Consider the following 22,511-nt stretch of genomic DNA (forward strand, 5'->3'; position numbering starts at 1 on the left):
CCGGCGGGAGCGTCCTACGTCAGGAAGTCGCGCGCGAGGTTCGCCGCCTGGCGCTCCAGCAGCGGGCCCGCCTCCGCCATGCACTTCGCCGGGTCCGGCTCCAGCTCCAGCAGCGAGTAGGCACGGCGGATGCCCGCCCTCCCCAGCGCCTCGGGCAGCAGGGCGAGACGGCCGCAGACCGCGACGACCTCGACGCCCGCCGCGCGGGCCGCCGCCGCGACACCGGCCGGGGCCTTGCCGTGGAGGGTCTGCTCGTCGAGGGAGCCCTCGCCGGTGATGACCAGGGTCGCCCGGGACAGGGCCGGGCCGAAGCCGAGGACGTCCAGCATGACCTCGATACCGGGGCGGAAGCCCGCGCCGAGGGCGACCAGCGCCCCGTACCCGATGCCGCCCGCCGCGCCGGCGCCCGGCGACTCGGCCAGCTCGGTGGCGCGGGCGCCGAGCGAGTCGGCGAGGACGGACGCGAAGTGGGCGAGCGCGGCGTCCAGCTCCGCGACGTCCTCCGGGGAGGCGCCCTTCTGCGGCCCGTACACCGCGGGCGCGCCCTTCGGTCCGGTCAGCGGGTTGTCCACGTCGCTGGCGAGGACCAGCTCCACGTCCGAGAAGCGGGCGTCGAGAGCCGACAGGTCGGCGGTGGCGAGGTCCTTGAGGCCCCCGCCGCCCGGCCCGACGGGCTCCCCGTCCTTGTCCAGGAACCGGGCACCGAGCGCGGCCAGCATCCCGGCGCCGCCGTCGGTGGTGGCGCTGCCGCCCACGCCGAAGACGATGGTGCGCGCGCCCGCGTCCAGCGCGGCGCGCAGCAGCTCGCCGGAGCCGTACGTGGTGGACGTCAGCGGGGCGAAGACGCCCTCGGGCAGCAGCTGGAGCCCCGACGCCTCCGCCATCTCCACCACGGCCGTGCCGTCGCGCAGCGCGTACGCGGCGGTCACCGGCGCGCCGAGAGGGCCGGTGACCCGCACCTCACGCCGTTCGAACCCGGCCGCCACGGCGGCGGCGACCGTGCCGTCACCGCCGTCGGCCACGGGCAGGGTCTCCACCTCGAGCCCCGGGACGACGCGCCGGAGCCCGGCCGTCACCCGCTCCGCGACCTGTACGGCCGTGAGCGAACCCTTGAACTTGTCAGCCGCGACGAGCACGCGCGCGGCCTCAGTTACTGCTCCGTCCGTCACCCTTGCATCCCTTGCTTTCGAACAGGCAGTCGCGCCGAGGCCGACCCTATCCGGAGGGTGAGACGCTGTGCCACCCCCTGTCCGGCGTACGGACCCGCTGGTCAGGCGCGCCGGTCAGGCCGACCAGGGCCAGTCGGCCGCCTGCCCCGCCTCCAGCAGCGGCACCATGCGGAACGCCGCGTCCGTGAGGCCGCCGAAGGTGTGCCGGTTGCCCGTGCCCGAAGGGGCGTGGCCGGGCCGGTGGCCGGCGAGGTTCCAGGTGTAGACCGGCACGTGCGCCGGGACCTGGGCGGTCGGGTCGCCGTAGTGGCTGTAGGCCGCCTGCTCGTCGGTGACGATCAGCACCCGGTCGTGGCCGCGGTAGTGCGCGCGTACGGCCTCGGTGGTGTTGGTGCCGCCCAGGCTGTGGAAGCGGTCCAGGACCTTCAGCACCGACTCGCCCGCGCGGTACGGCACGGGCGCGCTGCTCGTGCCGAACTCGACCAGGTCGGCGCCGGCGGCGCGCAGGGCCAGCACCGTGCCGAAGACGGCCGCCGCGTCGGCGCGGTTGAGCTGCGAGCGCTGTGACAGGGGCGCCCACATGGAGCCGGAGCGGTCGACCAGGACCAGGGTGCGGCCGGGCAGCGCGGGCACGTTCGCCAGCGAGTGGCCGAGCGCCTGCTCCAGCGGGTACGACCAGCGCAGCGACGGCGCGTGCTGGTACGCGGCCAGGTACCGGAACGGGAACTGCCGGGAGGCGGCGACGGCCTCCGGGTCGGAGATCCGCGCGGCGACGCCCGCCGCGACCCGGTCGCTCACGCCCGCCTCGTCGAAGTTCCGCAGGTTCCGCAGGAGCGCCATCGCGCCCATGGACGGGATGACCGCCTCCCAGGCGGCCGCGTCCAGCGGCCCCTGGAGCCAGCCGGCCAGGGCCTCCCAGGTCATGCCCGCCTCCGCCAGCCGCGCGGCCCCGTCGGGGCCGGTGACCAGGGCGCGCCGCTCGGCGACCGGCAGCTCCATCAGCGCCCGGTGGGCGGTGAGCATCCGGCTCGACGCGGGCGGCAGGGCGGTCCCGGGGCGGTGGCGGCGGTCCAGGGCGTACTGGAACAGCTCGCCCTGCCGGGGCTTGGCCGGGTCGGGCGCGGCGTGCACCAGGTTGAGGATGTCGCCGAACCGGTAGCCCTTGGTGGCCGTGTCGTACTTCAGCAGCGACCGGGCGCTGTAGAGGCGCCGGACGGCGTCGCCGACGCCCCGCTTGACGGGCTTGGGCACATTGCGGCCGTACCGGGAGGTCCAGTAGCCGAGGAGTTCGCCCGGCTCGTCCGCCCGCTGGAGGACGGAGGCGATGACCTGGCGGTTCGCGGGCCCGTCGGTGGCGGAGGCCTCCAGGCGGGCCCTGACGTACTCGGCGGCGCCGACGATCGAGGCGGTACGCATGTTGGCCTCGCCGCGCAGCCAGCGCAGCAGCCCGGCGGTCCACTCGGGGTCCTCGACGGCGAGCTTGCGGACGAGCGCGGCGAACCGGTCGTCGCGGGCGCCGCCGGACTCGTAGAAGTTCGCCTGCGTGACGAAGTTGGCGACGGCGAGCAGGAACAGCTCGGAGCGCGGGTCGCGCAGCACACCGGCGCCGCCCTGGTGGGTGGTGGTGCGGCCGGCCGACCGGACCGGCGAGACCGCGCGGCCGACGGCCGCGGCGGCGGTCCGGCGGATGTTGAAGCGTGCCATGTGAATTCCCCCCGAATTCGGTGGGGACGCACGGCGGACGGGGTGCCCGAGGTCGCATGCCGGCGACGGCCGTCACAACAGCCGCTCCACCTCGCTGAGCCACACCGGCGCGCGGCCGGTGGCGGGATTCGAACCCGCGCCCTGCTGTCCCCTGAGAAGTATCCGTTGCCTTCGCACCGGGCACCCCGTCCGCCGCGCCTCCCGAGATCAAGGTGGCGGCGGCGTGATTTCGTTGGAAGGAAGTAGCCGCGGCCGGCGCACCGGGAGGTGCGTTCCGTACAGGCGTCCAGAGTTCAAGGCCGGCGGAACCGACAAGGTGCTCTACCGACTGAGCTACACCGGCCTGACGCCGGAGACGGGACTCGAACCCATGACCGCCCCATTAGCAGTGGAAGTAGGTCCTGCCTTCGCACCTGGACGCTGATCACTGTAGGGAGGCCGGTCCGCCGCGCGCCACGGAATATCCGGCGGGGGCTTCGCCCGCGGCCCGAGTCGCGACTGTCCGCCATTCGTGTGACGCTGCCATCATGACGTGGGCATCGTGGACGACGACCGACGTGTACACGGGTCGTGGCGGGGTTCGTACCGACGAGCTGGGAATCGTCACGGGCAATGTCACCGTGCACACCACATGGGCGGGCGGCGAGGCTCAGATCGCCGTCCAGTACAGCGGGGCTTCCGAGTGGTTCACCATGACGGGCAGCCCCGTACCGTGCCGTTCGGAGAGGGACAGCAGGGATCTGCACGAGTCCGTGGTGGAGGCCGTACGGGACGGTGGTGGGGCCGTCGTACCGTCGCCGTCCCTGCCGTCTCCGTGACGGGTTTTCGATGACGGTCTCCGTGACGGTCTCGGTGAGGGTTTCCGTGAGGGTTTCCGTGACCGCTCGGGCGGCGCGGCGGCCGCAGCGGCCGGGGTGGGATCGCGCACTAGGCTGCCCCTGTGACCACCACCGATTACGCGGCGTACATCGCCGGACTCCCCCGCGTACTGGCCGGCGCCGCGGCGCTCTTCCGTGACGGGGAAGGCCGTGTCCTGCTGGTCGAGCCGAACTACCGGGACGGCTGGGCGCTGCCCGGCGGCACCATCGAGTCGGACACCGGGGAGACCCCGAGGCAGGCCGCCCGGCGGGAGACCCTGGAGGAGATCGGCCTCGACGTGGAGCTGGGCCCGCTGCTCGCGGTCGACTGGGTGCACGGGACCGCGCGGCCGCCGATCGTGGCCTACGTGTACGACGGCGGCGTGCTGGAGGGCGAGCAGTTCCGGGCGATCCGGCTCCAGGAGGAGGAACTGATCTCCTGGAAGCTGGTGGAGCCCGAGGACCTGCCGACGTATCTGCTCGGTTCGCTGGGCTTCCGCGTGACGGCCGCGCTCGACGCGCTGGCGGCCGGACGGGGCGCGCTGGAGCTGGAGAACGGCCGCCCGGTGCGGTGAGGGACGGAGCGCCGGCGGCTGCCGGACCGCGGCCAATTCGCTCGCGGTGACGGTGGGACGCTGCGTAGCCTCCGCGGTATGACTCTCGTCGCGATCCTGACCGGCGCCGGTGTCTCCACGGACTCCGGCATCAGTGACTACCGTGGTCCCAACGGGCTCTGGCGGCGCGATCCGGAGGCCGAGAAGCTGGTCACGTACGCGTACTACATGGCCGACCCGGACATCCGGCGCCGGGCGTGGCGGATGCGGCGCGACGCCGCGAGGCCGCCGGTCGAACCGAACGCCGCGCACCGGGCGATCGCCGAGCTGGAGCGGACGCCGGGCTTCGCGGTCCGCGTGCTCACGCAGAACGTGGACGGCCTGCACCAGCTCGCCGGGATGCCGCCGCGCAAGGTGCTGGAGCTCCACGGCACCGCGCGGGCCGTGGTGTGCACCGGGTGTGACGCGCGGTCGTCGATGGAGGAAGCGCTGGCCCGCGTCGAGGCCGGTGAGGAGGACCCGGCGTGCCGGGCGTGCGGCGGGATCCTCAAGTCCGCGACGGTGATGTTCGGCCAGCGGCTCGACCCGGTGGTGCTGGGTGAGGCGATGGGGATCGCCAAGGCCGCCGAGGTGTTCATCGCGGTCGGCTCGACGCTCCAGGTGCAGCCGGCCGCGTCGCTCGCCGGGATCGCCGCGGAGCACGGGGCGCGGCTGATCATCGTGAACGCCGAGCCGACACCGTACGACGAGCTGGCCGAGGAGATCGTGCGCGAGCCCATCGGCACGGCGATCCCGTCGCTGCTGAAACGCCTCTGAGTGTCTCGGGCCTCGTGGGCCTCATGGGCCTCATCGGCCTCGTGGCCCTCGTGGGAGGCGCTGGAGGCTCGTGGGGGGCCGCGCAGGCGCGGAAGGCGCGGGGCGCGGGAGGCACCGGGCCGCCTCCCAGTGATTGGGGTCGATTCTGGTCGCGTCGGGTGCCTTGGACGGCTGGGGTGCCCTGGGCGGCTCGGGCGGCTGGGGTGCCTTGGGCGGCTTGGGCACTGTCCGGCGGACCTTGAGCAGCCGGCGCAAAGACGGCAGTGGAGAAGCGCGGGAATTGCCTGGCACCGGCATGGGCAGGCACCACCAGGTCCAGCGACAATGTGGGCATCCCCGGGCCGGGCGTAACGTGCGTTCCTGGCCTGTCAGCGGTCGGAGCGGAGCGGCACCATGGCATGGGTAGTAGGAACGGCCGGGTTCTTGGGGCTGCTGGCGATCGCATTGGGAATCGTGACATTGCGGACGGGGTGGGTCCTGCCCACGGCGCGTCGCGATGTCACCAGGCCGAAGCTCCACGGCCTCGGCGCCCTGCTCACGGGCGCGTCCGCGCTTCTGCAGAGCCTCTTGTACTTTCACATCTTGCCGAGCGTTTCCTGGGAGGTCCACTTCTTCGGCGGAAACGCCTTCCTGCTCGCTGGGCTCCTCCTCATTGCTCTCAGCCAGCTGCTGCCGCTCCGCCGAAACCCGGACCACGCCGATCCTTCAGGCGCGTGAAGGATGTCGTCGGATCACGGCCGAAGCCATGAGCGGATTGCGGCGGTGGCGACGGAGCCGCGGAAGACGCAGGCCCTCTTGCCGTAGCGGGTGGCAACAGCCCGGGAGTTCTTGGTCCGGTTGATCGTGCGCTCGACCTCGTTGGCCCCGGGGCGGCCTGACCCGCCCGGCCTCATGCTGGTGGCCACGGCAGGACGTCGAGTCGACGCTGACCATGCTCCAGTGGATCCGGCCCGCAAGGTGGCGTCGGCCTGGACGGCACGCGGCATTCGGTCCCACGTTCCCTCCGCGGACCAGCGCCGGTGCCCTTCATGGACGGTCTTCCAGCTGCCGAAACGCTCCGGAAGGCCCCGCCACGGTATGCCCGTACGCGCCCGGAACAGGATCCCGTTGAGCACCCTCCGGTGATCGTCCCACCGACCGCCGCGCAGTCCCGACGCCGACAGGTGCGGCTCCAGCCGGACCCGCCTTTCGCGGCTCGGGCGCCTTCGGCCGCTCGGGCGCCCCCGGTCCGCCTTCGGCCGTCTTCAGAAGAGCGCGTCCTCGGCGGCGGGCGCGCTGCCCAGGGCGCCTTCGAAGGCGAGCAGGCGCTGCTTGCGGCCCAGGCCGCCGCCGTATCCGGTCAGTCCGCCGCTCGCTCCGATGACACGGTGGCACGGAACGATGATCCCGACCGGGTTCCTGCCGTTGGCGAGGCCGACGGCACGGGACGCGCCCGGTCGGCCGAGGAGCTCGGCGAGTTCACCGTACGTACGGGTCTCGCCGTACGGGATCTTCCGCAGCTGCTCCCAGACGCCGCGCTGGAACGGCGTGCCGGCGAGGCGCAGCGGCAGATCGAACTCGGTGCGTTCGCGCGCGTAGTACGCGTCGAGCTGGCGGACCACCTCGCCGAAGGGGCGCGGATCCGGGTCGCCGAAGGTCTCCTCCGGCGGGCGGTGCCGCTGGTCGGCCATGTACAGGCCGCTGAGGACGCCGTCGGTGGCGACGAGGGTGAGCGGGCCGTACGGGCTGTCGATGACGGTGTGCCGTCGGTTCATCGGCGGACTCCCTTACGCGGGCAGGTGGTTGACGGGGTGAGTGCCGGTCGCCCACAGGTACTGGACGGCGTACGCGCGCCACGGCCGCCAGGCGGCGGCACGGGCGGTGAGCGCGGCGGGGGTGGAGGGCAGGCCGAGGCCGGCGGCGGCATGCCGCACACCGAGGTCGGTGGGGAGGAAGGCGTCGGGGTCGCCGAGGGCCCGCATGGCGATCACTTCGACCGTCCAGGGGCCGAAACCGGGCAGCCGCGAGAGGTGGGCGCGGGCCTCGTACCAGTCGCTGTCCGGGCCGAGCCGCAGCGAGCCGTCCGCGAGGGCGGCGATCAGGGTGGTGAGTGTGGTGCGGCGGCTGCGGGGCAACGCGAGCGCCTCGGGGTCGAGCGCGGTCAGCGCCTCGGGGCCCGGGAAGAGGTGGGTGAGCCCGCCCTCGGGGTCGTCGACGGCGGTGCCGTGCGTGGTGACCAGCCGGGCGGCGTGGGTGCGGGCGGCGGCGGTGGAGACCTGCTGGCCGAGTACCGCCCGTACGGCGAACTCGGCGGCGTCGACGGTGCGGGGGACGCGCCGGCCCGGCGCCTTGTCGACCAGTGGCGCGAGGAGGGGGTCCGTGCGGAGCTGGTCGTCGACCGCGACCGGGTCGGCGTCCAGGTCGAGCATCCAGCGGCAGCGGCTGATGGCGAGCGTCAGGTCGCGCGGGTCGGTGAGGGAGAGGCGGCAGGCGATGTGGTCGGGGTGCGGGGTGAGGGCCACGATGCCGTGACCGTGCGGAAGGGCGAGGGTGCGCCGGTAGGCGCCGTCGCGCCATTCCTCCACGCCGGGGACGGCGGTCGCGGCCAGGTGGCCGAAGAGGTTGTCGGGGTTGAGGGGAGCCCGGTGGGGGAGCCGGAGGGCGATGGCTCCCGGCGTCCGTGGTGCCGGGCCGGCGCCACGGGTGGCGTGGGTGGCGTGGGCGCGGGCGGCGCGGGCGCGCAGTTCGCCCGGGGCGAGGGCGAAGACCTCGCGGACGGTGTCGTTGAAGGTGCGTACGGAGGCGAACCCGGCGGCGAACGCGACGTCCGCCATGGGCAGTTGGGTCGTCTCGATGAGGACGCGGGCCGTCTGGGCGCGCTGGGCGCGGGCCAGGGCGAGCGGTCCGGCGCCGAGCTCGGCGAGCAGCTGGCGTTCGATCTGCCGGGTCGAATAGCCGAGCCGGGCGGCCAGGCCCGGTACGCCCTCGCGGTCGACGATGCCGTCACGGATGAGGCGCATGGCGCGGGCGACCGTGTCGGCGCGGGCGTTCCACTCCGGCGACCCGGGGCTGGTGTCGGGCCGGCACCGTTTGCAGGCGCGGTAACCGGCCTGCTGGCAGGCGGCGGCACTCGGATAGAACACCATGTTCTCGGGCTTGGGCGGCACGACCGGGCAGCTGGGCCGGCAGTAGATGCGGGTGGTCAGGACGGCGGTGAAGAACCAGCCGTCGAAGCGGGCGTCCTTGGACCGGACGGCCCGCACGCAGCGCTCGGTGTCGGTGTGCATGGTTCCAGCATCGAGCACCGCGGCCGGGTGCCGCTGGCGGGAAAACGACATCAGCCTTCCGCGACCAGGGATGTGCCGAATTTCCCCGGCGGCCCGTCGTCACCGCGTGAGAGCATCACCTCACGCCATGTCGCGACAGCCCGGGGGCGCATGATGACCGAGCGGATCCTTCTCGACCCCCACTCCCCCGACCTGCGGGCGCAGGCGGAGGAACTGCGCCGGTGGGGTCCCGTCGCTCCGGCCGAGTGGCCGGGCGGGGTCCACTGCTGGGCGGTCGTCGGCCACGCCGAGCTGGAGACCGTCCTCACCGATCCCCGGTTCGCCCGCTCCCCCGAGCATTGGCGGGCGCTGCGGCAGGGAGAGGTCCCGCCCGACTGGCCGATGCTGGCGCACCTCACGCGGAAGTGGATGCTCACCGCCGACGGCGCCGCTCACCGGCGGCTGCGGCGGGCCGTGGCCGCGGCGTTCACGGCCCGCCGGGTCGAGGCGCTCGCGCCCACGGTCACGCGGACCGTCGACGCGCTGCTGGACGGCCTGGAGGCGGGGTCGCGGGACTGGCCGGTGGATCTGCGGGCAGCCTACGCGCTGCCGCTTCCCTTGCGGACGCTCTGCGCTCTCTTCGGGATCCCGCCCGAGGACCAGCCGGAGGTCCTCCGCCTCGTGGGGCGGGCGTTCTCGCGGTCGGCGCTCGGTCCGGAGGAGTCGGCCCGGCTGACGCGCGACATCAACGCGTACCTGGCGGACCTGGTGAGGACGCGGGCGGTGGCGCCGGGGGACGACCTGGTGACCGACCTGCTCCGCGGGGACTCCGAGCGCCTGTCGGAGGCCGAACTCGTGGACACTCTGTGGCTGTTCCTGGGCGCGGGGTTCGAGACCACGGCCGGCGCGCTGGTCAACACCGTCCACGCCCTGCTCGCCCACCCGGAGGAGCTCGCGCCGGCCCTGAGCGGGCGGATGGGCTGGGACGCGGTCGTGGAGGAGGGCATCCGCTACGACTCGAGCGTCTACGCCCTGCCCTTCGCGTTCCCGACCGAGGACCTGGAGCTGGGCGGCCGGACGCTGCGCGGGGGCGACGCCCTGTTGTTGTGCTTCGCGGCGGCCAACCGTGATCCGCGGCACGGCCCGCGCCGGTTCGAGCCCCGGCGTGCCGGTGGCCGCGCCCGCCAACTCGGGTTCGGGCACGGGCCGCACTTCTGCGTCGGTGCGCCGCTCGCCCGCCTCCAGTTGCGCCTCGCCCTCGCCGGGCTGTTCGAGCGGTTCCCCGGGCTCCGCCTCGCCGGTCCACCCGCCCCGCCGGTCCCCTCGCTGATCACCAGCACTCCCGGTGCCCTCCACGTCACCTGGTAGGCGGCGCGAGGGGGCAGTCGAGAACGTTTCGGCATCGGGGCGGATCGGCAGGTGTGAGCGCACGGAGCCGGGGCAGACGACAGTCACGGCCCCGTCGTGTCTCCCCCGTCGCGACGGGGCCTCCCTCTTCCCTCTTCTGCCTCTGCCTCTGCCCGGGACGACGCTGGGCTCGGCCATCCCCTGCGGCTCAGCGATGCCGCCGAAGGGATGACGATCGCGTGCAGTTCGTCGGCCGACGCGTCGGCAGCCACCGTCCCCCGGGGGGCGGGGCGCACAAGCGTCGGCGACGACGGTGGGCCGGTTGCCCCGCAGGAACGCCCCGGACGCGGTGCAGGCCAGGCGCATATCGGTCATGAACCCGGCGATGACCACCTCCTGAAGTTCCGCACGACGCCGACGGACTACCGCAACCGTTCCTTCGCACCGCGGGGCGGCAACGCTCCGACCATTGACCGGCGTCCGTCCGCCGATCAGCACGTCAGTACGTCGGTACGTCAGTACGTCAGTACGTCAGCTGCTCGGCGAACGCCTCGTACGCCCGGTCGTCGAAGAGGACGAACCTGACCTCCTCCACCTGGGTCCGCGCTGTCCGTACGGTCTCTACGGCGATGCGTGCGGCGTCTGCCAGGGGCCAGCGGTAGACGCCCGTCGAGATGGCGGGGAAAGCGACCGTGCGGGCGTCCAGTTCGTCGGCCACACGGAGGGACTCGCGGTGGCAGGAGGCCAGCAGCTCGGAGCGGTCCTCCGCGGTGGAGTGGACCGGGCCGACCGTGTGGATCACCCACCGGGCGTCCAGGCGGCCGGCGGTGGTGGCGACGGCGCGGCCGGTGGGCAGGCCGCGACCGTACCGGGAGGCGCGGAGCGCGCGGCAGTCGGCGAGGATGTCGGGGCCGCCCTTGCGGTGGATGGCGCCGTCGACACCTCCGCCGCCCAGGAGGGAGGAGTTGGCCGCGTTGACGATGGCGTCGACGCGCTGCTCGGTGATGTCACCGCGTACCAGGGTGATGTTCACCGGGGGGCCTTCCGCAGGTGGCGCCAGACCGCCTTGGCCGCGTTGTGCCCGGACATGCCGTGGACCCCGGGTCCGGGAGGGGTCGCGGAGGAGCAGATGAAGACGGCCGGGTGCGGGGTGCTGTAGGGGAACAGGGAGAGCCTGGGGCGCAACAGCAGCTGGAGGCCGCTGGCGGCGCCGCAGGCGATGTCGCCGCCCACGTAGTTGGCGTTGCGGGCGGCGAGCTCCGGCGGGCCGGCGGTGGCGCGGGCGAGGACCAGGTCGCGGAAGCCGGGGGCGAACCGCTCGATCTGGCGCTCGATCGCGTCGGTGAGGTCGCCCCGCCAGGCGTGCGGGACGTGTCCGTAGACCCAGAAGACGTGCTTGCCCTCCGGGGCGCGGGACGGGTCGACGAGGCTGGGCTGGGCGGTGATCAGGAACGGGGCGCGGGGGGCCGTGCCGCCGGACGCCTGGTCCAGGGCGGTGCCGATCTCGCGGCTGCTGGGGCCCACCTGGACGGTGCCGGCTCGGCGGGGTTCGGCGGCGGTCCAGGGGACGGGCCCGTCCAGCGCGTAGTCGATCTTGTAGACGGAGGCGCCGTAGCGGTAGCGGTCGTAGAAGCGGCCGAAGCCGGCGATGCGGGCCAGCGCGGTCGGCGAGGTGTCGAAGACGTACGCGCGGGCGGGCGGCAGGTCGTCGAGCCGCTTGACCTCGTAGGACGTGTGGACACCGCCGCCGAGGTCCGTCACGTACGCGGCCAGGGCGTCGGAGACCGACTGCGAGCCGCCGCGCGGGAGCGGCCAGCCGCCGGCGTGGGCGGCGAGCGCGAAGACGAGGCCGATCGCCCCGGTGGCCAGGCCGCCGAGCGGGGCGATCACATGAGCGACGAGCCCGGCGAAGAGGGCGCGGGCGCGGTCGTCGCGGAACCGGCGCATCAGCCAGGTGGAGGGCGGCAGGCCGTCGATGCCGAAGCGGGCGAGGGTGACCGGGTCGCGTGGGAGGGCCGTGAGGGGCAGCGACATGAAGTCCCGGGCGAGGGTGTCCCACTTGCCGAGGTACGGCGCGACGAGGCGGCGGTACGCACCGGCGTCCCGGGGGCCGAAGGAGGCCGCCGTCTCGGAGACCGAACGGGACAGGACGGCGGCCGTGCCGTCGTCGAAGGGGTGCGCCATGGGCAGTTCGGGGTGCAGCCACTCCAGGCCGTACCGGTCGAGGGGCATGGCCTTGAAAGCCGGTGAGCCCACGCCGAGCGGGTGGACGGCGGAGCAGGGGTCGTGCCGGAAGCCGGGCAGCGTCAGCTCCTCGGTCCTGGCTCCGCCCCCGACCGTGTCGAGTGCCTCGAACACGGCGACGGAGAATCCGCGGCGGGCCAGTTCGGCGGCAGCGGTCAGTCCGTTGGGCCCCGCTCCCACGACGACGGCATCGAGCATCGACGGCACCTTGGGACTCCTTCGTCAGCCGATGACCAAGGTATCTCAGGATATTGGGCCGGTGGGCGGCCCGGCCGGCGGGAGGGCCGGTGATCGGGACCGGTCCCTCCTCCGCGCCCGGGAACCGCGTCCCGGGCACTACTCCGGTTCACGGCTCCGGCGGCCGGCTACCGGGCGGCCAGCAGGCCGCGTACGCGGTCGGCCGTGGCCCGGTCGCGGGCGGCGGTGAAGGGCAGGGCGTTGGCGCCCGTGACGCGGAACGGGGCGCCCGTCAGGGTGGCGTGGGCACCGCCCGCCTCCTCGACCAGAAGAAGCCCGGCCGCGTGGTCCCAGGCGTACTCCCAGGAGAACGCGACCGCGTCCAGCTCGCCCCGCGCCACGGCCAGGTACTCCAGCCCCGCCGAGCCGCAGGGGCGGGCCCGCACGCCCTCGGTGTCCAGGCCGAGGAGCGCGGCCTTCTGCTCCGGGGTGGTGTAGTCGGGGTGGGACGTCGCGACATCGAGCACCGCGCCCGGTGTCGGCGCGCCGGCCCGTATCCCTGTGCCGTTCAGCCGGGCGCCGCGCCCGCGCACCGCCACGGCCATCTCGTCCCGCGCCGGGGCGTACGTCCAGGACGCCAGGACCTCGCCGCGCACCGCGAGCGCCACGAGCATGCAGAACCCGGGGTCGCCGTGCGCGAAGTGCCAGGTGCCGTCGACCGGGTCGACGATCCACACCGGCGCGTCGCCCTTCAGCGCCTCGTACACCGCGGGGTCGGCGTGGACGGACTCCTCGCCCACCACCACCGAGCCGGGCAGCAGCCGGGTGAGCGAGGCGGTGAGGTGGGCCTCGGCGGCCCGGTCGGCGATCGTCACGAGATCGTGCGGGCCGCTCTTCTCGACGATCTCGTGCGTGGCGAGCTGTCGCCAGCGGGGTACGACCTCGGCGGCGGCCGCATCGCGCACCGCCTCCTCGGCCGCGGCGGACAGGGTCCCGGAACCATCGAGAAGTTCATCGATCATGCGTCCAGCTAAGCACGCCCCGCCGACAACCCGGCCCCGGCCCGGATGACGGGTGGACGACGGCTCAGCGACCCACCGCGTAACCCTGCGTCCCCCGGGGGTTGGCCGCCGCCGACAGGATCCCGGTGCGCGGGTCCCGGGCCACCGCGCACAGCCGTCCCTCGGTCCAGGGCCCGCCGACCGTGACGTCGTGGCCGCGACGGCGCAGGTCCTCGACGACCGCCGGGGCCGTGCGGGACTCGACGGTGAGTCCGCCGGGCCGCATGCCGCGCGGGTGGAAGGAGCCGGGGAAGGACTCGTTGTGCCAGTTGGGTGCGTCGATCGCGGCCTGGAGGTCCAGTCCGCCGTGGGCGAGGGCGAGGAAGAAGTGCAGCTGCCACTGGTCCTGCTGGTCGCCGCCCGGCGTGCCGAACGCCAGGACCGGCTCTCCGTCGCGCAGCGCCAGGGACGGGGTGAGCGTGGTGCGGGGGCGGCGGCCGGGCGTCAGCGAGTTCGGCAGCCCGGGGTCCAGCCAGGCCATCTGGAGCCGGGTGCCGAGCGGGAAGCCGAGTTCGGGCACGACGGGGTTGGACTGGAGCCAGCCGCCACTGGGCGTGGCGGCGACCATGTTGCCCCACCGGTCGACGACGTCGATGTGGCAGGTGTCGCCCCGGGTGGTGCCGTCCGGGGCGACCGTCGGCTCGCCGGCGCCCGCGGCGATCGGGACGGCCGGCGCGCCGGGGCCCGGCCGGCCCCGGGCCACGGCGAGGGTGTGGCCGCTCAGCCGTGGCGGACGACCGCCGGGACTGCCGGGGCGGAGCTCGTGGGAGGCCTTCTCGTCGACGAGTGCGCGCCGTTCGGCGTTGTACGGTCCGGACAGCAGGGTGCCGAGCGGGACGTCGGCGGCGTCGCCGTACCAGGCCTCGCGATCGGCCATCGCGAGCTTGCAGCCCTCGACGAGCAGGTGGACGTAGTCGGCGGAGCCGTAGGGGGGGAGATCGTCCGGCAGCAGGGCGAGTTGCTGGAGGAGGACGGGCCCCTGGCTCCAGGCGCCCGCCTTGCACAGGGTCCAGCCGTTCCAGTCGTACGTGACGGGGTCCTCGTACGTCGCGGACCAGCCCGCGAGGTCGGTGGCGGTCAGGGTGCCGGCGTGGCGGGCGCCGCTGGTGTCCATGGTGGGGCGCGCGGCCTGTCGTACGAGGGCCTCGGCGATGAACCCTTCCCGCCAGATCCGGCGGGCCTCCTCGATCTGGCCGGTCCGGTCGTCACCGGCCGCGGCGGTCGCCTCGTCGATGAGGCGGCGCCAGGTGCGGGCCAGGGCGGGGTTGCGGAAGAGCCGCCCCGGGGCGGGGGGACGGCCGCCCTGGAGGTAGACGTCGGCGGAGGAGGTCCACTCGTTCTCGAAGAGGGCGCGGACCGTCTCCACCGTCCCGCCGATCCGTTCCACGGGCGGGTGACCGGTCTCCGCGTAGTCGACGGCGTACCGCAGGACCTGGGCGAGGGGTCTGGTGCCGTGGTCGCGCAGGAGGAGCATCCACGCGTCGAAGGCGCCGGGGACCGCGGCGGCCAGCGGTCCGGTGCCGGGCACCAGGCCGAGCCCCAGGGAACGGTAGTGCTCGACGGTCGCGCCGGCGGGCGCGGGCCCCTGGCCGCACAGCACCCGGACCTCGCCTCCGGCGGGCGCGAGGAGGACCGGCACCTCTCCGGCCGGTCCGTTGAGGTGCGGCTCGACGACGTGGAGGACGAACCCGGCGGCAACGGCGGCGTCGAAGGCGTTGCCGCCGTCCTCAAGGACGGCCATGGCCGACTGCGAGGCGAGCCAGTGCGTGGAGGACACCATCCCGAAGGTGCCCCGGAGCGTCGGTCGGGTGGTGAACATCCGGCCTGTCACCTCACTTCGCCGGCCCGGCGGTGGACCGGCCAGCGAGCAGGTTACCGGCAGCCTCTTGCGGTCCGGTACCGCCCGGTGCCGTCCGGTGCCGTCCGGCTGGGCTCCGTCGTGGCCGGGGACCGCGCCATCCGCCGGTACAGCCATGTGCGGGCGGATACCGGCAGGTACGGGGAGGTATGGCAGGTATGGCAGGTACAGCCATGAATGGCCGCCTACGGCCGCGTACGGCCCGCCACCCGACGGGGTGCGACACGGGCATAGGCTGACACCACGGTCGATTCGGGGATGGATGAGAGATCGGGACGTGCATGGCGAATACAAGGTTCCGGGTGGGAAGCTCGTGGTCGTCGACCTCGACACCGAGGACGGGGTGCTGCGCCGGGTGAGAGTGGGCGGGGACTTCTTCCTGGAGCCGGACGAGGCGTTGCCCGCCATCGACCGGGCCCTGGAGGGCGCGCCCGCCGACACCGACGCCTCGGGGCTCGGCGCCCGCATCGACGCGGCGCTGCCGCCCGGCACGCAGATGTTCGGGCTCACCGCCGAGGGCATCGGGGTCGCCGTACGACGTGCTCTGGCGCACGCCACCGACTGGACCGACTACGACTGGCAGCTCGTCCACGAAGGCCCCCAGCCGCCCGCCCTGCACATGGCGCTCGACGAGGTACTCACCGGCGAGGTCGCGGCCGGGCGCCGCCCGCCGACCCTGCGCGTGTGGGAGTGGGGCGCTCCGGCCGTGGTGATCGGCAGCTTCCAGTCGCTGCGCAACGAGGTGGACGCGGAGGCCGCCGAGCGGCACGGCATCACCGTGGTACGCCGCATCAGCGGCGGTGGCGCGATGTTCATCGAGCCCGGCAACACCATCACGTACTCGCTCTCCGTCCCCGACGCCCTGGTCCAGGGTCTGTCCTTCACGGACAGCTACGCCTACCTCGACGACTGGGTGCTGGGCGCGCTCGGCGACATGGGCGTCAAGGCGTGGTACCAGCCGCTCAACGACATCGCCACCGAGTCGGGCAAGATCGCCGGGGCGGCGCAGAAGCGGCTGGCCGGTGGCAAGGGGGCGGTCCTGCACCACGTGACGATGGCGTACGACATCGACGCCGACAAGATGACGGAGGTGCTGCGCATCGGCCGGGAGAAGCTCTCCGACAAGGGCACCGGGAGCGCCAGGAAGCGCGTCGACCCGCTGCGGCGCCAGACGGGTCTCCCGCGCGCGACGGTGATCGAGAGGATGATCGGCTCGTTCCGCGAGCGGTACGGCCTTTCGGAGGGCGGGGTCTCGGGCGACGAGATGGCACGCGCGCGTGAACTGGCCCGGACGAAGTTCGGCTCACCGGAGTGGACGGCCCGCGTGCCCTGACCGGTCGGGCGACGACGGCACCGGCGGCGGGGCGCGGCCCACCCGGCCGGCTGCCCGGGTGGGTGGGTAGCCGTGCGCGGGCGTGGCGCGCCATCAGCACCCGTACAGCGGCCAAGCCCAGCCCGCCGGCCCGCCCGTCTGTCCGTCTGCCCGTCTGTCTGTCTGTCCGTCCGTCCGTCCGGCAACGGCTGCCCCTCACGCCCTACGCGGTCAGCGCCGGGATGACTTCCGCGCCGTATGCGTCGATCGTCGCCTCCTTCGCGTCGTGCATGCCGTATACCGCGAACTGGTCGACGCCCAGGGCCTTGAGCGCCTTCAGCCGGGCGATGTGGGCGGCCGGCGGGCCGAGCAGGCAGAAGCGGTCGACGATCTCGTCGGGGACGAAGTCGGTGGAGGGGTTCCCGGCGCGGCCGTGGTGGCTGTAGTCGTAGCCCTGGCGCGCCTTGATGTACTCGGTGAGGGCCTCGGGCACCAGGCCGGAGTGCTCGCCGTACCGGGCCACCAGATCGGCGACGTGGTTGCCGACCATGCCGCCGAACCAGCGGCACTGGTCACGGGCGTGGTCCAGGTCGTCGCCCACGTACGCCGGGGCGGCGACGCAGATCGTGAGGGAGGCAGGGTCGCGTCCGGCCTCCTCGGCGGCCTTGCGGACTGCCTTGACCATCCATTCCGTGAGGAAGGGGTCGGCGAGTTGGAGGATGAAGCCGTCGGCCTTCTGGCCTGCCAGGGCGAGGGCTTTCGGGCCGTACGCCGCCATCCACACCGGGAGCTTGCCGTTCCGCACCCAGGGGATACGGACCGGTTGCCCGTCGACGAGCGCCTCCCGGCCCTCCGCCAGGTCGCGGATGACGTCGATGGCCTCACCGAGCCGGGCCAGGGTGTTGGGCTTGCGGCCCGCGACGCGCATCGCGGAGTCGCCGCGGCCGATGCCGCACACTGTGCGGTTGCCGAACATGTCGTTGAGGGTGGCGAACGTGGAGGCCGTGACCTCCCATGTCCGCGTGCCCGGGTTGGTGACCATGGGGCCGATGGTCAGTTTCCGGGTGTGTTCCAGGACCTGGCTGTAGATGACGAAGGGTTCCTGCCACAGCACGGCGGAGTCGAAGGTCCAGCCGTAGCGGAAGCCGTTGCGTTCCGCGCGCCGCATCAGACCGACGACGGCGGAGCCGGGCGGGTCGGTCTGCAGGACGAGTCCGAAGTCCACTGTCCTGGCCTCCTAGTTCAGGTACTGACAGGTGGAGCGTGGGGTGTAGACGCCGTGCCCGGCCCGGCCGGTGTAGGTGCGCCGGTCGATGACGACTTCGCCGCGCGAGAGGACCGTCTCGACCCGACCGGTGACGGTCCTTCCCTCATACGCCGAGTAGTCGACGTTCATGTGGTGGGTGGCGGCGGAGATGGTCTGCCGGATGTCCGGGTCGTAGATGACGATGTCGGCGTCGGCACCGGGGGCGAGGGTGCCCTTCTTGGGGTAGAGGCCGAACATCCGGGCCGGTGCCGCACAGGCGATCTCGATCCAGCGGCGGCGGCTGATGTGCCCGTCGACGACGGCCTGGTGGAGGAGGTCCATGCGGTGCTCCACGCCGGGCAGACCGTTGGGGATCTTGGAGAAGTCGCCGCGGCCCAGTTCCTTCTGCCCGCTGAAGCAGAACGGGCAGTGGTCGGTGGAGACCACCTGGAGGTCGTTGGTCCGCAGTCCGCGCCAGAGCGCCGCCTGGTGCTCGCGCGGCCTCAGCGGCGTACTGCACACGTACTTGGCGCCCTCGAAGCCGGGCTCGGCGAGGTTGTCGGTGGACAGGAAGAGGTACTGGGGGCAGGTCTCGCCGAAGACGGCGAGGCCCTTGTCGCGGGCGGCGGCGATCTCGGCGACGGCCTCCTCGGCGGAGACGTGCACCACGTAGAGCGGGGTGCCGCCGGCGACCCGGGCGAGCTGGATGGCGCGGTGCGTGGCCTCGGCCTCCAGCAGCACCTTGCGGACCTCGCCGTGGTAGCGGGGGTCGGTCTCGCCGCGGGCGAGGGCCTGTTCGACGAGGACGTCGATCGCGATGCCGTTCTCGGCGTGCATCATGACCAGCCCGCCGTTGAGGGACGCGCGCTGCATCGCCCGCAGGATCCGGCCGTCGTCGCTGTAGAAGACGCCGGGGTAGGCCATGAAGAGCTTGAAGGACGTGACCCCCTCCTCCACCAGCAGGTCCATCTCCTTCAGGGAGGAGTCGTGCACGTCGGAGAGGATCATGTGGAAGGCGTAGTCGATGGCGCACTTGCCGTCTGCCTTGGCGTGCCAGGCGTCCAGGCCGTCGCGGAGCGCGTGGCCCATGGACTGGACGGCGAAGTCGACGATGGTGGTGGTGCCGCCCCATGCGGCCGCCCGGGTGCCGGTCTCGAAGTCGTCGGAGGCGAAGGTCCCGCCGAAGGGCAGCTCCATGTGGGTGTGGGCGTCGACCCCGCCCGGGATGACGTATTTCCCGGTGGCGTCGATCGTCCGCCCGGCGGTCCACGACTCGGAGACGGTGGAGCCGTGAGCGGCGAGCGCGGCGATCCGGCCGTCCTCGATCAGGATGTCGGCGTGGGTCTCGTCGGTGGCGGTGATGACGAGGCCGCCTCGGACGAGTGTGCGGGCTGTGCTCATGAGCGGGTCGCCCCCTCGGGCCGGATCGCGCGCAGGGCCCGTTCGAGGATCGCGGCGCCCTCCTCGGCCTCTGCGACGGTCAGGGAGAGCGGCGGGGCGATGCGCAGGGCGCTGGTGTTGTGGCCGCCGCCCTTGCCGATGAGCAGGCCGCCCTCACGGGCCGCTTCCAGGACGGCGGTCGCGGCCTGCGGGTTCGCCTCGCCCGTGCCGGGCTTCACCAGCTCGACGCCCAGCATCAGGCCGCGGCCGCGCACTTCCCGGACGAGCGGGTTGCCCGCCGTGATGGCGCGGAGCCGCTCGATGAGCAGCCCGCCGACGCGCCGGGCATTGCCCTGGAGGTCGTGTTCGAGGAGGTACGAGAGGTTGGCGAGGCCGGCGGCCATCGTGACGGGTGAACCGCCGAACGTCGAGATGGAGTTGGCGTCCAGGCAGTTCATGACCTCGGCGCGGGCGACGACGCCGCCGATGGACATGCCGTTGCCGATGCCCTTGGCGAAGGTGAGGACGTCGGGCGGGCCGCTCGCGGCGTGGGCCTGCCAGCCCCAGAAGTGCTCGCCGGTACGCCCCCAGCCGGTCTGCACCTCGTCGGAGATCCAGAGGATGCCGCGGGGGGCGAGGACCTCGCGGAAGGCGGCGTACAGCCCGTCGGGCGGGGAGGTGAAGCCGCCGACGCCCTGGATGGGCTCGGCGATCAGCGCGGCGACGTCGCCGGTGTGCCCGAGCAGGTCTTCGAGATCGGCGACGCACGCCTCGATGAACCGTGCGTCGGACAGGTGCGCGTAGGGGCCGCGGCCGCGGACGCCGCCGTGCACGTACAGCGTCTGGAGCGGGGAGAGCGTGGTCGGCGACCAGGCGCGGTTGCCCGTGACGGAGACCGCGGAGAACGACCGGCCGTGGTAGCTGTTGCGCATGGCCAGGATCTGGTTGGTGCGGCGGTGCGCGGTGGCCAGCAGCAGGGCGGTGTCGTTCGCCTCCGTGCCGGAGGTGGTGAAGAAGACGCGGGCGTCGGGGATGCCGGAGAGGTGAGCGACGCGTTCGGCGAGCTCCACCATGGGGCGGTTGAGGTAGAGGGTGGAGGAGTGGATGATCCGCCCGGCCTGCTCGGTGACGGCCTTGGTCACCTCGGGGAGGGCGTGGGCGGTCATGGTGGTGAGGATGCCGCCGAAGAAGTCGAGGTAGCGCTTGCCGGTCGCGTCCCAGACGTAGCGGCCCTCGCCGTGGGTGATCTCGATGGGGTCCTGGTAGTAGAGGGAGACCCACTCGGGGATGACGGCCTTGTGGCGGGCGTGCAGGTCGGTCACGTGGAGGTCCTTCGTCACGGCTTCACCAGTCCCTCGTACGCGTCGGGACGCCGGTCGCGGTAGAAGGCCCAGGTCTGGCGTACGTCGTCGATGAGCCGGAAGTCGAGGTCGCGGACGAGCAGTTCCTCGTCCTTGTCGGAGGCCACGTCACCGACGAACCGGCCGCGCGGGTCCACGAAGTAGCTGGTGCCGTAGAAGTCGTTGTCCCCGTACTCCTCCTGGCCGACGCGGTTGATGGCGGCGACGTAGTAGAGGTTGGCGACCGCGGCGGCGGGCTGCTCCAGCTGCCAGAGGTGGGAGGACAGGCCTCGGTGGGTCGCGGACGGGTTGTAGACCAGCTGGGCGCCGTTGAGGCCGAGTTGGCGCCAGCCCTCGGGGAAGTGGCGGTCGTAGCAGATGTAGACGCCGACACGGCCGACCGCGGTGTCGAAGACGGGCCAGCCGAGGTTGCCGGGCCGGAAGTAGTACTTCTCCCAGAAGCCCCTGACCTGTGGGATGTGGTGTTTGCGGTACTTGCCGAGGTACGAGCCGTCGGCGTCGATCACGGCGGCGGTGTTGTAGTAGAACCCGGCGTCCTCGATCTCGAAGACGGGTACGACGATCACCATGCCGGTCTCGCGGGCGAGGTCCCGCATGCGCCGGACGGTCGGACCGTCGGGCACGCGCTCGGCCCAGCGGTAGTGCTCCGGCTCCTGGACCTGGCAGAAGTACGGCGCGTTGAACACCTCTTGGAAGCCGATGACCTTGGCGCCCTGCCGGGCCGCCTCCCGGGCGTGCTCCTCATGCTTGGCGATCATGGATTCGGTGTCGCCGGTCCAGGTCGCCTGGACGAGGGCGGCGCGCACGATGTGGGACATGAGCTGCTCCTTCGGCACGGCGTCAGAGAGCCTCTACGCACGTAGACGGGGTGCGTAGGAAGCGAACGTAAGCCTCGTCACACTGCTGGGCAAGACCGCCGCCATCAACCGCCGGAGTCGATCATGTTTCGCACCCGACTGGTCCACATCGGACGAAAAGCACCACCGTCCGAGCGCCGCCGCGTCGCGCGCCCCGATCGCCCCGGGCGGGCGCTCGCGCGGCCGGGCGTCGCCCCGTTGTGCTTCCGCCCGGGCGAGGGGCCTTGCTCGGGTGGGTGGCATGGCTGCTGCGCGCCGGACGGGTGGGCGTTCGCCGGGGCGTCCGGCTTCCCGGGGGCCGGGGCCTCTTCGGCTCGCGCGGACGGGCGGGTGCCAGGTTTCGCCGGGCGTGGCTTGCCTGCTCGCGCGGGTGGCGTGTCCGCTGCTCCCGGGGCGGCGCTCGCCCGGTACGCGCGTGGGCGGAGCCGGCCGGTCCGGGCAGGCAGCCGTTAGGGCCGGGGGTGGTCCCGGCCGGGCCGGTCAGGGCGGTTCGGCCGCGTGGGGCCGCGGCGGCGCGCCGGAGGGTCAGGGGACGGGCAGGCCCGCGACACGGAGGGCGTGCAGGAGGCTCCGTCGGTGTGCGGGCGACGGGGCGGCGGCCAGCAGGGGCGGGACCAGCCGGTGCGGGGCGTGAGCGGCGAGGCGGGCGGCTTCCTCGGCGGTACGCGAACCGGCGAACGCGCGGATCAGCAGCCGGGCATCCTCGGGGCGGCCGCTCTCGTCAAGTGCCAGCACCGCGGCGGCCGTCTCCGCCGGGGGCCGGGCGACTCCCTGTCGCAGCAGTCGCCGGGCGTCCTCGTCCCGCCCGGCGGCGGTGAGCGCTCCGGCGAGGACGACGAGCCGCTCGGGGGGCAGGGACGCGGCCTCCCACAGGAGGGTGCCCCAGTCGGGGCCCAGGCCCGCCAAGTGCAGTTCGGCGGCGAGCAGGGGCAGCCGGGCCGGAGGCCAGGCGGCGGCCTCGCAGAGCAGGACGTGCGCCTCGCCGCCCCGGCCTTCGGCACGGAGGCGCAGCAGTACGGCGACGGCATCCTGGGCGGCACGGCGCCCGTCGGGGTCCTCGTACGGCCGGGGAGGCGGCTGCCGCGGCTCCTCCTGCCCGGCGCCCCCGCCGAAGCGGGCCCCGCGCGGTGTCGTGGCGGCGAGGGGCAGGCCGGGTACGGACTCGGGGGCCGGGGCGGTGTCCGGGAGGGCGTCGTCCCCCTCCGTCCAGGCGTACCGGGCACCCCGGGGGCGCTTCCGGGCGGGGCGGGCGGGACCGGCGGGCTCGGCTGCTGCCGGCTGGGGCGCGGGGCGGGCCGGGCCGGCGGGCTCGGCTGCTGCCGG

The 22,511-nt window shown here is 73.6% G+C and carries 18 protein-coding genes and 2 pseudogenes; 6 read left to right on the plus strand and 14 right to left on the minus strand.

Features of this window, described 5'->3' with window-relative positions; all coding sequences use genetic code 11:
- Positions 1-14: 14 nt before the first annotated feature.
- Positions 15-1,169 (minus strand): glycerate kinase, encoded by a 1,155-nt coding sequence (locus tag ABD347_RS28360; protein ID WP_344366549.1) that lies wholly within the window; start codon positions 1,167-1,169, stop codon positions 15-17.
- A 114-nt stretch (positions 1,170-1,283) separates the two neighbouring features.
- Positions 1,284-2,873, minus strand: a complete 1,590-nt coding sequence (locus ABD347_RS28365) for a TROVE domain-containing protein (RefSeq protein WP_344366551.1) — start codon at positions 2,871-2,873, stop codon at positions 1,284-1,286.
- Between the two features lie 527 nt (positions 2,874-3,400).
- On the opposite strand from ABD347_RS28365, the gene ABD347_RS28370 reads away from it, so the two are divergent.
- The 4 genes from ABD347_RS28370 to ABD347_RS28385 all read left to right on the plus strand — a co-directional run bounded on the left by ABD347_RS28370 (position 3,401) and on the right by ABD347_RS28385 (position 5,817).
- Complete coding sequence (locus ABD347_RS28370) at positions 3,401-3,691, plus strand: hypothetical protein (RefSeq protein WP_344366552.1); 291 nt, start codon at positions 3,401-3,403, stop codon at positions 3,689-3,691.
- A gap of 122 nt (positions 3,692-3,813) precedes the next feature.
- On the plus strand, positions 3,814-4,305 hold the full coding sequence (locus ABD347_RS28375) for an NUDIX domain-containing protein (RefSeq protein ID WP_344366554.1): 492 nt from the start codon (positions 3,814-3,816) through the stop codon (positions 4,303-4,305).
- 78 nt (positions 4,306-4,383) lie between these two features.
- Positions 4,384-5,100, plus strand: coding sequence for an SIR2 family NAD-dependent protein deacylase (locus ABD347_RS28380; RefSeq protein WP_344366555.1), 717 nt, complete (start codon positions 4,384-4,386; stop codon positions 5,098-5,100).
- A 393-nt stretch (positions 5,101-5,493) separates the two neighbouring features.
- Entirely contained in the window at positions 5,494-5,817 is a 324-nt protein-coding gene (locus ABD347_RS28385) for a hypothetical protein (protein ID WP_344366557.1), read from the plus strand.
- A gap of 105 nt (positions 5,818-5,922) precedes the next feature.
- On the opposite strand, the pseudogene ABD347_RS28390 reads toward ABD347_RS28385, so the two are convergent.
- From ABD347_RS28390 to ABD347_RS28400, 3 genes and pseudogenes are all read right to left on the minus strand, one after another.
- Positions 5,923-6,275 (minus strand): annotated as a pseudogene (locus tag ABD347_RS28390) (transposase); the annotation flags it as partial.
- 69 nt (positions 6,276-6,344) lie between these two features.
- Positions 6,345-6,854 carry a methylated-DNA--[protein]-cysteine S-methyltransferase gene (locus ABD347_RS28395; protein WP_344366558.1) on the minus strand — a complete coding sequence of 170 codons (510 nt, stop codon included), beginning with the start codon at positions 6,852-6,854 and terminating at the stop codon, positions 6,345-6,347.
- Between the two features lie 12 nt (positions 6,855-6,866).
- A complete protein-coding gene (locus ABD347_RS28400) occupies positions 6,867-8,366 on the minus strand; it encodes an AlkA N-terminal domain-containing protein (RefSeq protein ID WP_344366561.1) in 1,500 nt (499 codons plus the stop codon).
- Positions 8,367-8,519: 153 nt separating this feature from the next.
- Between ABD347_RS28400 and ABD347_RS28405 the strand changes: the two genes are divergently transcribed.
- On the plus strand, positions 8,520-9,713 hold the full coding sequence (locus ABD347_RS28405) for a cytochrome P450 (RefSeq protein ID WP_344366563.1): 1,194 nt from the start codon (positions 8,520-8,522) through the stop codon (positions 9,711-9,713).
- Between the two features lie 502 nt (positions 9,714-10,215).
- Here ABD347_RS28405 and ABD347_RS28415 read toward each other — a convergent pair.
- The 4 genes from ABD347_RS28415 to ABD347_RS28430 form a co-directional block, all read right to left on the minus strand.
- Positions 10,216-10,725 carry an O-acetyl-ADP-ribose deacetylase gene (locus ABD347_RS28415; protein WP_344366566.1) on the minus strand — a complete coding sequence of 170 codons (510 nt, stop codon included), beginning with the start codon at positions 10,723-10,725 and terminating at the stop codon, positions 10,216-10,218.
- Positions 10,722-12,143, minus strand: a complete 1,422-nt coding sequence (locus ABD347_RS28420) for a phytoene desaturase family protein (RefSeq protein WP_344366567.1) — start codon at positions 12,141-12,143, stop codon at positions 10,722-10,724. The genes ABD347_RS28415 and ABD347_RS28420 overlap by 4 nt, the downstream gene beginning before the upstream one ends.
- A 158-nt stretch (positions 12,144-12,301) precedes the next feature.
- Positions 12,302-13,135 (minus strand): inositol monophosphatase family protein, encoded by an 834-nt coding sequence (locus ABD347_RS28425; RefSeq protein WP_344366568.1) that lies wholly within the window; start codon positions 13,133-13,135, stop codon positions 12,302-12,304.
- Positions 13,136-13,199: 64 nt separating this feature from the next.
- Positions 13,200-14,993, minus strand: a complete 1,794-nt coding sequence (locus ABD347_RS28430) for a gamma-glutamyltransferase family protein (RefSeq protein ID WP_344366571.1) — start codon at positions 14,991-14,993, stop codon at positions 13,200-13,202.
- A gap of 316 nt (positions 14,994-15,309) precedes the next feature.
- Here ABD347_RS28430 and lplAB point away from each other — a divergent pair, with 316 nt between their 5' ends.
- On the plus strand, positions 15,310-16,365 hold the full coding sequence (lplAB, locus tag ABD347_RS28435; protein ID WP_344366573.1) for a lipoate-protein ligase LplAB: 1,056 nt from the start codon (positions 15,310-15,312) through the stop codon (positions 16,363-16,365).
- A gap of 202 nt (positions 16,366-16,567) precedes the next feature.
- Here the strand turns inward: lplAB and ABD347_RS28440 are convergent, their stop codons facing one another.
- The 5 genes and pseudogenes from ABD347_RS28440 to ABD347_RS28460 all read right to left on the minus strand — a co-directional run.
- Complete coding sequence (locus ABD347_RS28440; RefSeq protein ID WP_344366576.1) at positions 16,568-17,569, minus strand: TIGR03842 family LLM class F420-dependent oxidoreductase; 1,002 nt, start codon at positions 17,567-17,569, stop codon at positions 16,568-16,570.
- Between the two features lie 12 nt (positions 17,570-17,581).
- Positions 17,582-18,991, minus strand: coding sequence for a dihydropyrimidinase (gene hydA, locus ABD347_RS28445; RefSeq protein WP_344366579.1), 1,410 nt, complete (start codon positions 18,989-18,991; stop codon positions 17,582-17,584).
- On the minus strand, positions 18,988-20,292 hold the full coding sequence (locus tag ABD347_RS28450) for an aspartate aminotransferase family protein (RefSeq protein WP_344366583.1): 1,305 nt from the start codon (positions 20,290-20,292) through the stop codon (positions 18,988-18,990). Before ABD347_RS28450 ends, hydA begins: the two co-directional genes overlap by 4 nt.
- Before the next feature lie 14 nt (positions 20,293-20,306).
- On the minus strand, positions 20,307-21,149 hold the full coding sequence (locus ABD347_RS28455; protein ID WP_344366580.1) for a nitrilase-related carbon-nitrogen hydrolase: 843 nt from the start codon (positions 21,147-21,149) through the stop codon (positions 20,307-20,309).
- A 564-nt stretch (positions 21,150-21,713) separates the two neighbouring features.
- A pseudogene (locus tag ABD347_RS28460) lies at positions 21,714-22,511 on the minus strand (hypothetical protein); the annotation flags it as partial.

The organism is Streptomyces gobitricini, assembly GCF_039532985.1.
GTDB lineage: Bacteria > Actinomycetota > Actinomycetes > Streptomycetales > Streptomycetaceae > Streptomyces > Streptomyces gobitricini.